This window comes from Priestia taiwanensis (genome assembly GCF_014638355.1).
GTDB classification, from domain to species: Bacteria; Bacillota; Bacilli; order Bacillales; family Bacillaceae_G; genus Priestia_D; species Priestia_D taiwanensis.
Genome location: NZ_BMFK01000001.1, coordinates 973,716 through 989,787, shown reverse-complemented (window position 1 = coordinate 989,787; position 16,072 = coordinate 973,716). Strand labels below are relative to the sequence as shown.

General features: G+C 37.3%; 13 protein-coding genes. 11 read left to right on the top strand and 2 right to left on the bottom strand.

Annotated elements, in window-relative coordinates; all coding sequences use genetic code 11:
- The first annotated feature begins 322 nt into the window (after positions 1-322).
- Entirely contained in the window at positions 323-1,273 is a 951-nt protein-coding gene (locus tag IEV41_RS05245) for a PLP-dependent cysteine synthase family protein (protein WP_188387366.1), read from the top strand.
- 229 nt (positions 1,274-1,502) lie between these two features.
- On the opposite strand, the gene IEV41_RS05240 is transcribed toward IEV41_RS05245, so the two are convergent.
- Positions 1,503-1,955: an epimerase gene (locus IEV41_RS05240; protein ID WP_188387365.1), complete on the bottom strand. Its 453-nt coding sequence runs from the start codon at positions 1,953-1,955 to the stop codon at positions 1,503-1,505.
- A 339-nt stretch (positions 1,956-2,294) separates the two neighbouring features.
- On the opposite strand from IEV41_RS05240, the gene IEV41_RS05235 reads away from it, so the two are divergent.
- Entirely contained in the window at positions 2,295-3,335 is a 1,041-nt protein-coding gene (locus IEV41_RS05235; RefSeq protein WP_188387364.1) for a M42 family metallopeptidase, read from the top strand.
- Positions 3,336-3,349: 14 nt separating this feature from the next.
- On the top strand, positions 3,350-3,886 hold the full coding sequence (locus IEV41_RS05230; RefSeq protein ID WP_188387363.1) for a DJ-1/PfpI family protein: 537 nt from the start codon (positions 3,350-3,352) through the stop codon (positions 3,884-3,886).
- Between the two features lie 46 nt (positions 3,887-3,932).
- Here the strand turns inward: IEV41_RS05230 and IEV41_RS05225 are convergent, their stop codons facing one another.
- Positions 3,933-4,442 carry a GNAT family N-acetyltransferase gene (locus tag IEV41_RS05225; RefSeq protein WP_188387362.1) on the bottom strand — a complete coding sequence of 170 codons (510 nt, stop codon included), beginning with the start codon at positions 4,440-4,442 and terminating at the stop codon, positions 3,933-3,935.
- Between the two features lie 211 nt (positions 4,443-4,653).
- On the opposite strand from IEV41_RS05225, the gene IEV41_RS05220 reads away from it, so the two are divergent.
- The 8 genes from IEV41_RS05220 to prpB all read left to right on the top strand — a co-directional run bounded on the left by IEV41_RS05220 (position 4,654) and on the right by prpB (position 15,996).
- Entirely contained in the window at positions 4,654-6,099 is a 1,446-nt protein-coding gene (locus tag IEV41_RS05220) for a DEAD/DEAH box helicase (RefSeq protein WP_188387361.1), read from the top strand.
- A gap of 297 nt (positions 6,100-6,396) precedes the next feature.
- On the top strand, positions 6,397-6,681 hold the full coding sequence (locus IEV41_RS05215) for a heterocycloanthracin/sonorensin family bacteriocin (protein ID WP_188387360.1): 285 nt from the start codon (positions 6,397-6,399) through the stop codon (positions 6,679-6,681).
- A gap of 123 nt (positions 6,682-6,804) precedes the next feature.
- Positions 6,805-8,661, top strand: a complete 1,857-nt coding sequence (locus IEV41_RS05210; RefSeq protein WP_188387359.1) for a putative thiazole-containing bacteriocin maturation protein — start codon at positions 6,805-6,807, stop codon at positions 8,659-8,661.
- 1 nt (position 8,662) lies between these two features.
- The gene (locus IEV41_RS05205) at positions 8,663-10,606 is read left to right on the top strand and encodes a TOMM precursor leader peptide-binding protein (protein WP_188387358.1); all 1,944 of its coding nucleotides are present in this window, start codon (positions 8,663-8,665) and stop codon (positions 10,604-10,606) included.
- A 21-nt stretch (positions 10,607-10,627) separates the two neighbouring features.
- A complete protein-coding gene (locus IEV41_RS05200) occupies positions 10,628-12,184 on the top strand; it encodes a SagB family peptide dehydrogenase (protein WP_188387357.1) in 1,557 nt (518 codons plus the stop codon).
- 248 nt (positions 12,185-12,432) lie between these two features.
- On the top strand, positions 12,433-13,554 hold the full coding sequence (gene mmgD, locus IEV41_RS05195; RefSeq protein WP_188387356.1) for a citrate synthase: 1,122 nt from the start codon (positions 12,433-12,435) through the stop codon (positions 13,552-13,554).
- 81 nt (positions 13,555-13,635) lie between these two features.
- The gene (gene prpD, locus IEV41_RS05190) at positions 13,636-15,075 is read left to right on the top strand and encodes a 2-methylcitrate dehydratase (protein WP_188388686.1); all 1,440 of its coding nucleotides are present in this window, start codon (positions 13,636-13,638) and stop codon (positions 15,073-15,075) included.
- 12 nt (positions 15,076-15,087) lie between these two features.
- Positions 15,088-15,996 carry a methylisocitrate lyase gene (prpB, locus tag IEV41_RS05185; RefSeq protein WP_188387355.1) on the top strand — a complete coding sequence of 303 codons (909 nt, stop codon included), beginning with the start codon at positions 15,088-15,090 and terminating at the stop codon, positions 15,994-15,996.
- The last annotated feature ends 76 nt before the right edge of the window (positions 15,997-16,072 follow it).

The window sequence follows — 16,072 nt, the reverse complement described above, 5'->3', positions numbered from 1 at the left end:
AAAAACTATAGATGTGGAGCCGTTCGACTACGATTATGCTACGGTTAAACCTTTGTTGAAAAAATACAGAATCCCGATTTATTGTAGAACTAGTATCGTAGATAATCGCCGGAGAAATGAGGAGCGGAAAGTCTACGCAATTACGTTCCGTGTTGACTACGCTGATATTAAATAACGCTCCGTCGCAATTGCTCTTATACTTAAAGGAAGGATATCTTTCGTCTTATTTGATTCTCCCTCTAATGGGGGATTTTAAAGAGGGGCTTTCAATCCTATAATGGAGAATAGAAGAGCTCTTGAATGCTTAGGGAGGAATAGAGATATGACATTCAACTACTTTGAAGAATTTTCGCGGAAAGTTGGAAATACCCCTTTAATTAAGTTAAAGTGTCAAGAAACAAAGAATCTTTCTATTTATGCTAAATGTGAGTGGCATAATCCTACAGGATCAATAAAAGATAGAGCAGCAATCGGAATGATAAAAAAATATCTAGATGAAACCAATGGAAAAACACATATTCTAGAGTATAGTGGTGGGAATTTAGCAAAATCAATTGGGCAGATTTGCTATCATCTAGGTATTGAATGTACTTTAGTATTGAGTTCTGGATCAGGGAATTCTTTATTAAAGGAATTAGATAATTACGGGGTTGAAATTGTTTTGGTGGATAAATCAGAAGGTTTTTATGCTGTTATTGAAAAAGCACTTGAGATTAGTAATAAAAAATTAGATTACTATTTTTTATTTCAACACTATAACCATGCTAACATTTTAAGTCATATAGAGGGAACGGGCCACGAAATTATTAGTCAAATGAATGAGAAACCAATTAATGCTTGGGTAGCATCTGCTGGAACGGGTGGAACCTTAATGGGAGTATATAAAGCTGTAAAGGAGTACACGTCTGATGTTGAATTACATTTGGTAATGCCTAAGGAACTGCCTTATGGTTCTGAACAGCCTCCAAATGGATTAAAGAAGTATGCTGGATCAGGCGGATTTGGTTTAGGACGGAAACAGTATTTTTTAGAAAAGGAAGATTATCTAATAAATAAGCAATGGAATTATTCATATGAAGATACTTTGTATGAAATGGCACGTTTTTATAGTGAGACTGGAATTAAAATCGGTACGTCTGCTGCAGCAAACTTATTAGCCGCAAAACAACTCGGGAGAGAAAAAGGAAAAGACTTCAATATTGTGACCGTTTTTCCTGATGCAGGGACTATAGAAGAGTGGTTAGATGTAGAAACCTTGTTATCAGAAAAATGAAGGTTGTATAGGCAGGTCTCTGGAGAAAGATACTTATTGTTTGAGCTGAAGAGTTTAGCATTGTAGGATGCATATCATATCGGTTAAATTGTATTCTTAAGTAAAATGCAGAGAGCTTGGGCAAGGAAACCAAGTTTGTAAAGAAAGCCTCATTAACAGTTACCATTATTAAAAACAATACTACTATTTAACAAAGTGAGAAACGAATATTTGATTGTTTTAACGCTAACTATTCATCCGTATTCTCGTCCTCATCATACTTATCTTCTATGTCTTCTATTAAGCTGAGTAACAACGTTAAGATAATTGCGGAAATAATGGCTACGATTGAAACTCCAGTAAGAGATAATTCAACAGCAGTTAATCCTAATGTTGATATGATGAAATAACCTGCACATAAATAAAAGAACTGGCTAAATACTGCATCTAAAATACCGATAAGACCTCTACCATTTAACCCTTTATCCTTATATCCAAAAAGCTTTAAAATACCGTAAAAAATAAAATCTGTAATAACTAACATGATAGATAAAAAGAAAACGGATGAAACTTTTGGATATGTAATTTCATTTGGCATCCAATCACTTACTATCAATATAAGGAATGCTGGCAGAACGAATGGTAAAGTTGAGGATAAAACCCCGATAAATATTGCTTGAGTGTGATTTGTTTTCCCCTTCATAAATTCTCCTAGTTGTTAATTAGTCTGTATTTTCTTCGATGTCTACTATTTCAGCTAGTTTATAAGACATCTTGTAACTTTTGCGCATCTATATAAATCCTGCTAAATGCTCTTAACGTAATTATAAGACCATTCAGTTTACCTGTAAATTAAATATCGGCATTCCCTTTAACCGAATGCATTGCTTTGTCTGAAACGATAGGAGTACATATGAAGTGAAGCAAGGTTAGTTATTCATAGGGATAAAGGACGAATTCATTTTGTCTTCGTTTCGTATTAATAGTATAGTAGAGATAGAGTTTTGTTAGAAAATTTTAAAAATAGGGGAGAGAGCAGAAGATGAATATATCAATCAATAAAGAGTTTGTATTACAAACAGCGAAAGAACTATTACAAATGGATAGTCCAAGTGGTTTTTGCTTCGATATTATGGAGAAAATTCATGCATATGCGAATAAATTTGGTTATGCATTTGAAACAACGAATAAGGGATGCGGCATTATTACGATACCTGGTAAGAGCAATGAAAAGGTAATTGGTCTATCAGCACATGTTGATACGTTAGGCGCAATGGTTCGTTCTATTACACCGAAAGGAACGCTGAAATTCACGATAATTGGTGGTCCAATCGTTCCAACGCTAGATAGCGAGTATTGTAAAATTCGTACAAGAGACGGGGGAGTTTACACAGGTACATTTTTAAGTACAAGCCCAGCTGCTCACGTATTCGTAGATAGTTCAACGAAAAAGCGTGATCCAGAAAATATGGAGATTCGTATTGACGAGAAAGTACGTTCAAAAGAAGATGTGGAAAAGTTAGGTATCTGTGCAGGAGATTACATATTTATCGATACGAAAACAACGGTAACAGAAAGTGGTTTCTTAAAGTCTCGATTTATCGATGACAAAGGTAGTGTAGCAGCGCTAATTGCGTTAATGGAATATATGAGCAGAGAGAAAGTAGAACCGTTATACACGACGAAAATGTTCATTTCTACATACGAAGAAGTAGGACACGGAGCGGCATACGTGCCGGAAGATATTACAGAAATGATTGCGGTTGATATGGGATGTATTGGAGATGACTTGAATTGTACAGAATACGATGTTTCGATTTGTGCAAAAGACTCTGGAGGCCCATATGATTACAACATGACGACGAAATTAGTAGAGCTAGCAAAAGCGAATAACCTTGATTACGTTGTTGATATTTATCCGATGTATGGATCAGATGTAACGGCGGCACTTAGAGCTGGAAATAATATAAGGGGTGCATTGATTGGACCGGGTGTACATGCTTCTCATGGTATGGAGAGAACACACTACAATGCACTTGAAAATACAATTAAATTATTATATGCATACGTAACGAAGGATTGATTTAGAGGGATACGGTGAAAAAGACAGTGGTGTTGTTGTACCCGCAGTTTAGTGAGTATGAATTAAGTGTTGCTTTGTCTATTTTAATGCAAGGAAAGAAACCAGTTGTGACAGTGGGAGTAACAAATGCGCCTGTGACGAGTGAAGCTGGGTTAACGTGTATCCCAGATACAACGATTGAGGATGTCAATTTGGAAGAGGTAGATAGCTTACTATTACCTGGTTGCATGGATATTGGTGTTGTGATGGACGATGAGGAGTTACTTGCTTTTATCGAAAAGGTTGCAACAGAAGAAAGAGTAATCGCAAGTATTTCTAGTTCACCTCTTCTATTAGCAAAATCAAGAGTACTAAAAGGAAAGAAATACACAGTCGGATTAACGGAAGAATGTAGGAGAGATACAGGTGTATTTGAGTTAGAGAATTATAGGGATGAACTCGTCGTACGAGATGGCAATGTTATTACAGCAAGAGGAAGAGGATTCATTGAGTTTGGGAAGTGCTTTGGTGAAGCACTGGAGTTGACGTTTGAAGAAGCATGGTACCGATAATAGTGTAAAACGTAAGAACTCGTCGATAGTAGACGAGTTCTTTTCATTATATACGTTGCAATAACCCATTAGGGCGTAAGCGGCCCATAACAATTTCATCGGCGAATGTACCATTTGTTTTCAAGCTACCTTTTTTACGTCCTTCTTCTACAAAGCCAAACTTTTCGTACAATGCTTTTGCTTTTGGATTAATGTGTAATACGGTTAGATCAACTCTCTCTAGTAGTAACCAATTATCAGCAAGATTGATTATTTTTGTTAACAATGCACTGCCGATGCCGTTGTTATGAAAAGAGCTATCGACAGCGATGTACATATCTCCTACGTGAGAGCGACGAGCTTGACCTTGTACTAATCCAATCCATCCAACAACATTCCCATTATGTTCAGCTACGAATTCATATTGAGTAGCGCTTAAATTCTTAATACGATTTTCCATCATATCAATTCGCATGCTAGGTAGAAATACTAAATAAGGAAAAACGTCTTCTTGCATGGCAATTCGGTGTATATCAGTAGCATCTTTCAATTGAATAGGACGAATAGTTAGTTCCATCAGATAGCCTCCTTAAAAATGATTAGAAGTATTTCGACAGCTGAAAAGAGGAATCCTTCCACCTAGGAACAATTCGTAATTTCACATACCATATTTTATGTGATTTTTAATAAAAACTAAAACAATAAATAAATTCGAGTTCGATGTGGTATTTATACGTTCATTTCACTTATAATAGGACAATACGTACATAAAAAGTAAAAGAGGATACATGATGAACAAAACATTTAATGAATACAAATTAAGTACTGACATTACAAATGCCTTAGAGCAGTTAAACTATACGAATCCAACAGAAGTACAAGTAAATGTGATTCCAGTTGCATTAGAGAAGAAAGATATCGTTGTGAAATCACAAACGGGTAGCGGAAAAACAGCATCATTTGGAATTCCTTTATGTGAACTTGTCGAATGGACAGAAAACAAACCACAAGCGTTAGTGTTAACTCCAACACGTGAGCTTGCGGCACAAGTGAAAGAAGATATCACGAACATTGGAAGATACAAACGGATTAAAGCAACAGCTGTATACGGGAAATCACCATTTGCGAAACAAAAATTAGAATTAAAGCAAAAGACACATATTGTTGTAGGTACACCTGGTCGTGTATTAGATCATATGGAAAAAGGTACGCTGCCATTAGAACGTATCGAATACTTAGTTATTGATGAAGCAGATGAAATGTTAAATATGGGCTTCATCGATCAAGTAGAAGCCATTATTAATCAGTTACCGACAGATAGAGTAACGATGCTATTCTCGGCAACCCTACCAGAGGACATCGAAAATTTAACAGTGAAGTATATGAAAAATCCGCAGCATATTGAAATTGCAGCAAAAGGGATTACGACAGATAAAATCGATCATCGTGTCATGGAAGTAGAAGAGAAAGCTAAATTTGATTTATTAAAAGATGTGACAACAGTAGAAAACCCAGATAGTTGTATCATTTTCTGTCGTACACAAGAAAATGTGAACACATTAGTAGACCAGTTAAATGAATTAGATTATCCTTGTGACAAATTACACGGTGGGATGATACAAGAAGATCGTTTTGCAGTAATGAATGAGTTTAAGCGAGGAGAATATCGTTATTTAATCGCAACAGATGTAGCAGCTAGAGGAATTGATATTGATAATATTAGCCTTGTTATTAATTACGATATTCCATTAGAGAAGGAAAGTTATGTTCACCGTACAGGAAGAACAGGACGTGCTGGGAAAAAAGGGAAAGCTATTACGTTCGTAACGCCTTATGAAGATAGGTTTTTAGCAGAGATTGAAGAATATATCGGATTTGAAATTAACAAAGTGAATGCACCGTCTACAGAAGAAGTTCAGGCAACTAGATTGGCATTCGAAGAGAAACTACAAGCTATGCCAAATTTAAAAGAAGATAAAAGCGAGCAGTTAAATAAAGGTATCATGAAGTTATATTTTAATGGTGGAAAGAAGAAGAAGATTCGTGCGGTTGATTTCGTAGGAACAATTGCAAAAATCGATGGCATAAGCGCGCAAGATATTGGGATTATTACCATTCAAGATAATGTATCATATGTAGAGATTTTGAATGGAAAAGGCCCGCAAGTATTACAAGTGATGAAGAATACGACAATTAAAGGGAAGTTGTTAAAAGTACATGAGGCACGTAAATAAGCTGTGACGGTCAAACTTTTGCTACAGATAGTTAAAAAAGAAATGCGAATCAATCTATGATTTGCATTTCTTTTTTTGTATAATCCTTATTATTTAGATAGTTTTTATCGGAGATGGATTTTTGAAAATAGGTGCATTCATTAAGAACAATAGCCAAGTATTGCCCATACTTTGGTTGGGAGAGTACTTCATACTAGGATTCTTTTCCACATATATGTTGTCTATTTTATTTTCAATATGCTTTCACTCGTTTACATCATAAGGGAATAATGAATTTAATACATGGAGGGTATGAAAGTGAATAATTTTCAACATGATTTACAAATGTTAAACCTCGGGAATTTCCAAACAGGAGATGTAACATACTGGGATCCATATAGTCAAAATTATGTATCATATGACTATCGTCGTTGTGGTGGTTGTGGTGGCGGAGGACGCTGTGGCGGTTGTGGCGGAGGACGTTGCGGAGGCTGCGGAGGACGTTGTGGTTGTGGAGGACGTTGCGGAGGCTGCGGAGGATGTGGCGGTTGCGGTGGATGCTTCCCATGCTTCCCATGTTTCCCTTGTGCAGTTGTTGTGTAATATAAATACATGTAGAGCCTTTGTACGATTAACATACAGAGGCTCTTTCCTATGGAAACAAGAGCATAATAGACAAAGTGTTGTACATAAAATGAAGATGAATATTTGTAAGGGAGGGGCGAAATGGAAAAGGTACATGAGATGATGCGACCTAAAATAAAGCGTGATACATTTTTTTATTATGATAATAAAAAAGGAGTCTATTTCCGTAATAACGTCAACTCTTTTTGGATGGAAGGAAACACCGTTGCTCAATGGATTGAAAAACTATGGCCGATGTTAAATGGTGAGCATAGTTTGCATGAACTAACGAATAGCTTACCTGAAGAGTATCGAAGGAGAGTCTATGATATTGTTGGGGCATTAGCAAAAAATGATTTTGTTCGTGACGTAAGCTCAGATAGATCACATGATTTGCGTCAAGATATTATTCATCGATATGCCTCACAGGTTGAATTTTTAGATAGCATCGGGAACTCTGGAGCAGCACGTTTTGAAAGCTATCGTCAAACGAAAGTGTTAGCAATTGGTTCGGGTTCGTTCCTTTTATCACTCGTTTCGTCTTTACTGGAGTCTGGTTTAGCGAAGTTCCATGTATTCGTTACGGACTCAAGCGCAACAAATAGAAAACGACTAGAAGAAGTTGTTGTTCATCATCGGAAATCAGATCAAGAAGTATCTGTTGGGGAAATGAAAGGAGATACATTTATACCAGGGATTATTGGGTCATATGATGCTATTTTATATGTATCACCAAATGGAAATAGAGAAGAGTTACAATTTTTTCATACACTGTGTAAGCAAGAAGGGAAATTGTTTGTCCCAGCTATTTGTTTAGACGGAGTTGGATTAGCAGGGCCGATTGTACATCCAGATTATGAAGGGTGCTGGGAAACTGCCTGGCGTTCGCTGCATAAACAGCTATTTACGACGAAAAAAGAAGAATGTGCACCAACAGTAGAATCGATATTGGCTAATATTATTACGTTTGAATTAGTAAAGAAAAGAAGTGGATTGGCAGAAGCTACGCAAGAAAATAAAGTATATATCATGAATCTGGAGACGTTGGAAGGACAGTGGCATTCATTCATTGGTCATCCTTCTCCTATCAATGTTGAAAGCATTCGTTATGTAGAGGATATTCTCACGCATATCGAGAAAGATACTCGCACTTGTTCTTCAACTGAATTATTTCAAACGGCTACTTCTATCACTTCCGAAGAGACAGGGATTTTTCATAAGTGGGAGGAAAGAGAATTATCACAAGTGCCGTTAGCACAATTTTGTGTGCAAGCAGTGAATCCTTCTTCAGATGGGCCTGCTGAACTTTTACGAGAAATTATTTGTGTTGGTTTGACACATGAAGAAGCACAGCGGGAAGCAACCTTATGTGGATTAGAGTCATATATGAAGTCTGTATATCCCTCTGTCCATGTGGGTGTAGGTACGAGTTCTATAGAAGGAATTTCAAGAGCATTACAGCAATGCTTAACGAATGAATTGCAGAAGAAAGAGAGAGAAATGAAGTTTGCACGTGTTCAATTAGAACCGATAGAAGATAAGCGCTGTGAGTTCTATTTACAAGCATTAAATACGATGAAACAAGAGTACACGATTGGGATAGGAGAAAATATTTGTGGTTTCCCTGTTATGTGTCTGCAAACAAATAACAATTCTTATTGTAGTGTCGCGTTGAATCAAACGTTAGCATTGCGGAATGTATTACAGTGTGCGCTAAGGGACCTTCAAAATAAAGTGAAATCATCATCTTTCTTTTCAATACAGTTACTTGAAGAGAAACCATCACCGTATATAAGTATTCCGGTGTACGAAGAAACCGAACAGCGTGAAACACTTCAATATGCGCTAAACGTGTTGCAAAAAGAAAAGAAGAATCCACTTGTATATGAACTCCCTCTGCATAGTTCTTTCCAACATGATGTTGTGATATATGGTGTCACATTGAGGGAGGAGGAGTAGAATGCGTGAACACATTACGTTAGTTGGAGATGGAATGTTAGCAAACTATGTATATCAAGAGTTAGCCACACAAGTAGAAATAATTCGCCAGACAGATTTTCACACACCTATTTCACCATCAACATCATTATTACTTGTCCTACATGATTACTGTGATGCAGTTGTATATAAAGAAGCCGAGCGTGTTTCTAGCTCTTTAGCTATTCCCTGGTTACGAGGGATGATTTCATTTGGAGAAGGAGTGATTGGTCCGTTAGTAAAACCATCAATTCCTGGATGTTCGCAATGTGCAGATATGCGTCATTTAATGGCGGGATCCGATCGACGAGAAACATTACAATTAAAGCGGGAAATTGCAGCATCTGGATACACGGGGAGAGATATGTGGGCATCTCGTACAGGGATATTACACATGGCACATATTGTTGTAACAGAAGTAAAGAAGATTCTAAAGAAAGAGGAAAGTCGATTATATCGTCACGTTAGCCTTGTTCATTTAATGACGTTAAATACGAGTACTCATTCGTTTGTTCCTGTATCGCTATGTTCGATATGTGGAACTGTTCAAGATGATTCTCCAGAATTAGCGACGATTACACTTAAGGAAAGTCCGAAGGTTAGTTCACATCACTATCGTTCTCGTTCTATTGATGATTTAAAGAAGTTTTTAGTAAAAGATTATTTAGATTACCGTACAGGATTTTTAAATGGGAAAGTACATGACCTTACTCCACCATTTGCGGATGTTGGAGTTAATCTTCCGATGCTAGTTGGAGATGAAGCAACAGCTGGAAGAACGACCTCTTATGCAATGAGTGAGCTAACTGCTATTTTAGAAGGATTAGAAAGATATTGTGGCATTGAACCAAGAGGGAAAAGAACGGTTGTACATGATAGTTATAATAATGTAAAAGAGCATGCGCTTTATCCTCCCAAAGTGGGGATTCATGCCAAAGAGAAATATGAAATGCCACGTTTTCCATTTCAACCATTTGATCCAAATCGAGCGATAAATTGGGTATGGGCATATTCATTTAAGGGAGAGCGCCCAATTTTAGTTCCGGAGTTATTAGCGTATTATAGCTTAGGGCATGAACGTGGATTTGTATATGAAACGTCTAATGGTTGTGCGTTAGGTGGCAGTTTAGTAGAAGCAATCTTTTACGGCATATTGGAAGTCGTAGAGCGTGATTCATTCCTCATGACATGGTATGCCCAATTACCATTGCCGAAGTTAGATAGTTCTTCGATACGGGATGAAGAATTGCAGCTAATGATGGAGCGCGTCGGTGCTGTAGCTGGATACGATATTTATTTATACAATGCTACGATGGAAAATGGTATCCCAAGTATATGGGCGTTAGCAAAAAATCAGAAAGAAGTAGGAATGAACATTATTTGTGCAGCGGGTGCACATCCAGATCCAGTTCGAGCAGCAAAAAGTGCAATATTTGAACTAGCAGGAATGATGCTTGTTTTAGATGAAAAGGCAGATAAAAACCGTAAGAAGTATCAAAAAATGTTACGTAATCCATCACTTGTTAGGCAGATGGAAGACCACTCGATGGTATATAGTTTGAAAGAAGCGGAAGAGCGATTGGGTTTCTTATTAGAGGAGAATCGCCCAATTCAAACTTTCGAAGAAGCGTTTCCTCCTCGACCACAACATGATGACTTAACAGAGGAACTAAAAGATTTACTACGAGTATTCCGAGAAAGAGACTTGGACGTAATTGTTGTTAATCAAACAACAGATGAGATTGTTAGGAACGGCCTTCATTGTGTAAAAGTAATTATTCCAGGAATGCTACCAATGACATTTGGATACGATTTAACTCGTCTAACAGGTCTAGATAGAGTATTAACAGTTCCAATGGAGATGGGCTATCGTGAGAATCCTTTAACCTACGAAGAGTTGAATCTGCATCCACATCCATTCCCATAGAAAAAGATAGGAGGGTGGATTATGCATTTAGATACGTTTCTATATCAGTTGCATTTTGATACAGAAAAAGCAATGTCGAGTGGTCATTCAGTTAATTGGGATGATAAACCATTACCGTACAAATTGTATCGTAATGTATCTAGCATTCCATTATGTACAGAAGTTCCTTTTAACATAGATTGTTTAGATGATACACGCCCGACTCTTCGTACTATTAGCCATTTGCTTTGGTACACATTTGGACTTACGCAGTTTAGTGAGCAAAATTTTCTAGAATATACGGCAGAACCACTATATTCTTATCGACGCTTTGTTCCCTCTGGAGGTGCCTTGTATCCAAATGAAGTATATATATACTTGAAAATGGATGACGTATCTCATGGTGTTTATCATTATGATGTTGCTCATCACCGCTTAATCTTAATAAGAGAAGGGAATATAGACAGTTATTTAAATCAAGCACTCGGTAATCGGTGTGAGATAGAGAAAGCATGTTGTACGGTATTTGTATCAACGATGTTTTGGAAAAATTTTTTTAAGTATAAAAATTTTTCGTATCGCCTGCAAGGTCTTGATGCGGGAGCTCTTATTGGTCAACTACTTGAAGTGACGAAGCGTTATCGATATGAAACAACTGTATACTTTCAATTTTTGGATGAAGCAGTCAATCATTTGCTCGGTTTATCGACAAATGAAGAAAGTGTCTATGCGGTTATTCCACTATCTGTAGATTCGACGATGGAGTGGTGTAAGAAGGCTGATGACAAGATAACAGCTACTGAATTATGTCAGGAACTTCCTAGAATTACGCACAATTATTATATTCGTTCTCGTCATATAGAAACGTATCCATTTGTACAAAAAGCGAACGAAGCGTGTATGTTGGAGCAATTTTCACCGATTCAACAGATGAAACAACAAAATAAAGAAATCAGAACCTCTAATAATATTCCGTTACCGAATGTAACAAGAATGACATACGATTTTGTGTCTAGTTGCCGAAAGCGATATTCTCCCGAAATGGATTTTATTTTAAAAAAGATGAATGTTTATGAGATTGCTAGTTTGTTTCATGAAGCAATGACTTCTTATAAGTATCGAAATGATATAGATGATTTAATAGAAAGTCCATCTCCACGTATATCCATATACAGTTCTTTCTATTTAGTAGAGGGTGTATTAAACGGTGCATATTACTACGATGTAAAGAAACATGTACTACAAGGAATACGGCACGGTGATCAACGAAGTGTATTACAATCCGCAATGACATTAGATAATGTTAATCTTCAACAAACACCAGTGTGTATCCACCTTGTCGGTGATAGAGAGTATATGAAACATTCATTAGGCTATAGAGGTTATCGAATACAGCAAATGGAAGCAGGTATGCTTCTCCAGCGATTATTACTTGCTGGAGGTGGGCTGAATATAGGAGGGCATCCCCTTTTAGGTTACAATTCTGTGCAATGCGATCAACTTTACGAGATTGATAAGTTAAATGAAACTACGCTTATTCAGCTTCCGATGGGGGCTCATTATCAGCGTTCATGGCTTAAAGCAGGGCTACATCATTAAAGGAAGGGGAATAATAAGAACCTTCCTTTTTTGTCGTGAGAAGAAAATTATACTGTCACAATCTTGTCATAAATGGGAAAATTTGATATGTTAAGAGAGAACGAATGATTTTGTACATATACATTACCTCTATTATGTACAAAGGGCTTACCGATGTAGAATCTTATATTCTACATCCATCAACTAGAAAAATGAAAAGGCTTCCACTGTTTTGAACGAAAATCTAGTATAGATTGGAGGAAGACAAAATGAAAGCTGAGAAAAATTTTTCCCCGGGTCTTGACGGTATTGTTGCTGCAGAGACAAGTATTTCTTTCCTCGATACGGTACAAAGTGAGATTGTCATTAGAGGATATGACCTTATTGAACTGTCTAAAACAAATACGTATTTGGACATCGTTCATCTTCTATTAGAGGGCGTTCTTCCAACTGAAGAAGAGAAACGGAAAATTGAAGATGAACTGAAAACAGAGTATGAAGTTCCGCAAGAAATTTTTAATATTCTTCACCTTTTACCACAACAAACACATCCTATGGACGGCTTACGAACAGGTATCTCAGCACTAGCAGGTTATGATAACGATATTGATAATTGTTCTGTTGAAATGAACAAAAATCGTGCCTACAAATTGCTCGGGAAGGTTCCAACCATTGTCGCAAATAGTTACCGCATTCTAAATAACCAACAACCATTAACTCCACTACAAGACTTATCTTACAGTGCAAACTTCTTTTATTTAGTCACAGGAAAGAAACCAACTCCACTAGAAGAAAAAATATTTGATACATCCCTTGTTTTATACAGCGAGCATGAAATGCCAAATTCAACATTTACTGCGAGAGTTATTGCTTCTACACGTTCGGATTTATACGGGGCATTAACGGGGGCAGTTGCTTCTTTGAAAGGAAACTTACATGGCGGTGCGAATGAAGCGGTTATGTATATGTTACTTGAAGCGAAAACAGTAGCTGAATTTGAAGAGTTGATTGAAACGAAGATATACAAAAAAGAGAAAATTATGGGCTTTGGTCATCGTGTCTATATGAAAAAGATGGATCCAAGGGCATTAATGATGAAAGAAGCATTAAAGCAATTATGTGATCAAAAAGGTGATTACCTTCTTTATGAAATGTGTGAAGCAGGAGAGCGGGTAATGGAGCGTGAAAAAGGAATCTATCCAAATTTAGATTATTATGCAGCTCCTGTATATTGGATGCTTGGAATTCCAATTCCGTTATATACACCAATTTTCTTGAGTTCTCGAACAGTTGGATTATGTGCACATGTTATGGAACAACATGCGAACAATCGAATCTTTAGACCGAGAGTCAATTATATAGGAGAAAGAAACCTTACAAGTAAACAATAGTATATACCATTAGGAAAATGGGAGCTAATCGGCTATCCATTTTCCATCCTTACATTACATTTTCGAGAGGTGGGAACGATGATGATTAAAACGAATGATATAACAAAAACAGATGTATTGTTAGAAGAAATTGCAGAGTATGTCCTACATAAAGAGATTACGAGTGAGGAAGCTTATTCAACTGCACGCTACGTATTACTAGATACGTTAGGTTGCGGTATTTTGGCGCTTCGTTATCCTGAATGTACGAAACTATTAGGACCAGTTGTACCAGGAACAATTGTACCAAATGGTAGTAGGGTACCAGGAACATCATATGTGCTAGACCCTGTACGAGGAGCATTTAATATCGGCTGTATTATTCGCTGGTTAGATTATAACGATACGTGGTTAGCGGCAGAGTGGGGACACCCATCAGATAACCTTGGTGGGATTTTAGCAGTAGCTGACTATATTAGTCGTGTACGTATTGTAGAAGGGAAGGAAGCATTAACTGTACATGATGTATTAGAAATGACAATTAAAGCACATGAAATTCAAGGGGTACTCGCATTAGAGAATAGTTTGAACCGAGTAGGATTAGACCATGTACTATTTGTCAAAATCGCAACAACGGCGGTTGTCGCAAAAATGTTAGGTGGAACGAAACAAGAAATTATTAATGCATTATCAAATGCATGGATTGATAATTCGAGTTTACGTACGTATCGTCATGCACCGAATACCGGTTCTCGTAAATCATGGGCAGCTGGAGATGCGACAAGTAGAGGGGTGCATCTAGCAATGATGGCGTTAAAAGGTGAAATGGGATATCCGACAGCATTATCAGCACCAGGATGGGGATTCCAAGATATTTTATTTAATAAGAAAGAATTGAAACTAGCACGTCCTCTTGGTGCGTATGTAATGGAAAATGTTTTATTTAAAGTATCGTATCCAGCAGAGTTCCATGCGCAAACAGCAGCGGAGTGTGCAATTAAACTACATGCAGAGATAAAAGATCGTCTTGATGAGATTGATCGAATTATCATTAAGACGCATGAATCAGCTGTACGTATTATTGATAAAGTTGGTCCACTCAATAATCCGGCAGACCGTGATCATTGCTTGCAATACATTACAGCTATCGGCTTATTATATGGTGATATTGTGGCAGACCATTATGAAGATGAAGTAGCAGCAGATAAGCGTATTGATTTCTTACGTGACAAGATGGAAGTAATAGAAAGCAAAACATATTCAATTGACTATTTAGACCCGAACAAACGCTCAATCGCTAATGCGGTGCAAATTCATTTCAAAGATGGTACTACAACAGAAATGCTAGAATGTGAATACCCATTAGGTCATCGCTTCCGCCGTGAAGAGGCAATTCCGAAAATCATGGATAAATTCTCAGCGAATATTCGAACACATTTTGCGAAGAAGCAAGTCGAGAAAATGGAAGAAGTGTGCTACAACGAAGAAGTAATGAAAGATATGCCAATTACGAAGTTCATGGAGCTATTTGTTACGCCATAAGGAGGAAATGTGATGTCTTGGATTGTAAATAAACAGCTTACACAAGTAGAGCTTGCAACACAATTTCGTGAACATATTTCGGCACCGGGAATTGTTCAAATTCCAGGAGCACATGATGCAATGGCCGGTCTTATTGCGAAAAAAGCTGGTTTTTCTACCTTATATTTGTCGGGAGCCGCGTATACAGCTAGCAAGGGTTTACCAGACTTGGGAATCGTAACATCAACAGAAGTAGCTGAGCGTGCAAGGGAGATTACTCGTGCAACAAACTTACCGTTACTTGTAGATATTGATACAGGCTTTGGTGGAGTGTTGAATGTAGCAAGAACAGCGAGAGAAATGCTTGAAGCGAATGTCGCGGCGGTACAAATCGAAGATCAACAAATGCCAAAGAAATGTGGGCATTTAAATGGTAAAAAACTAGTATCGACAGAAGAGCTAGTTCAAAAGATTAAAGCTATTAAAGAAGTGGCACCTTCTCTTCTAGTTGTAGCAAGGACAGATGCTAGAAGTGTAGAAGGAATGGAACAAGCGATGGCAAGAGCCACTGCATATGTAGAAGCGGGAGCGGATGCGATTTTCCCCGAAGCGTTGCAATCAGAAGAGGAGTTTCGTCTATTTGCCCAACGTGTAACAGTACCACTGCTTGCGAATATGACTGAGTTTGGTCAAACACCTTATTATACAGCAGAAGAATTTGAAGCAATGGGATTCAAAATGGTTATTTATCCTGTAACATCGCTTCGTGTTGCAGCAAAGGCATATGAACGTATTTTTCAGTTAATTAAAGAACAAGGTTCACAAAAAGAAGGACTTGATGATATGCAAACAAGAAGTGAACTATACGAAACGATTTCGTATTATGAGTTTGAAGAATTGGATAATACAATTGCAAAAACAGTGCTGTCAAAAGGGCAGTAAGTAGGAAATACCAGTAAATGTTCAATCATTTACTGGTATTTTTTGTCTTTACGTACATAAAAATCATTTTGTTCAT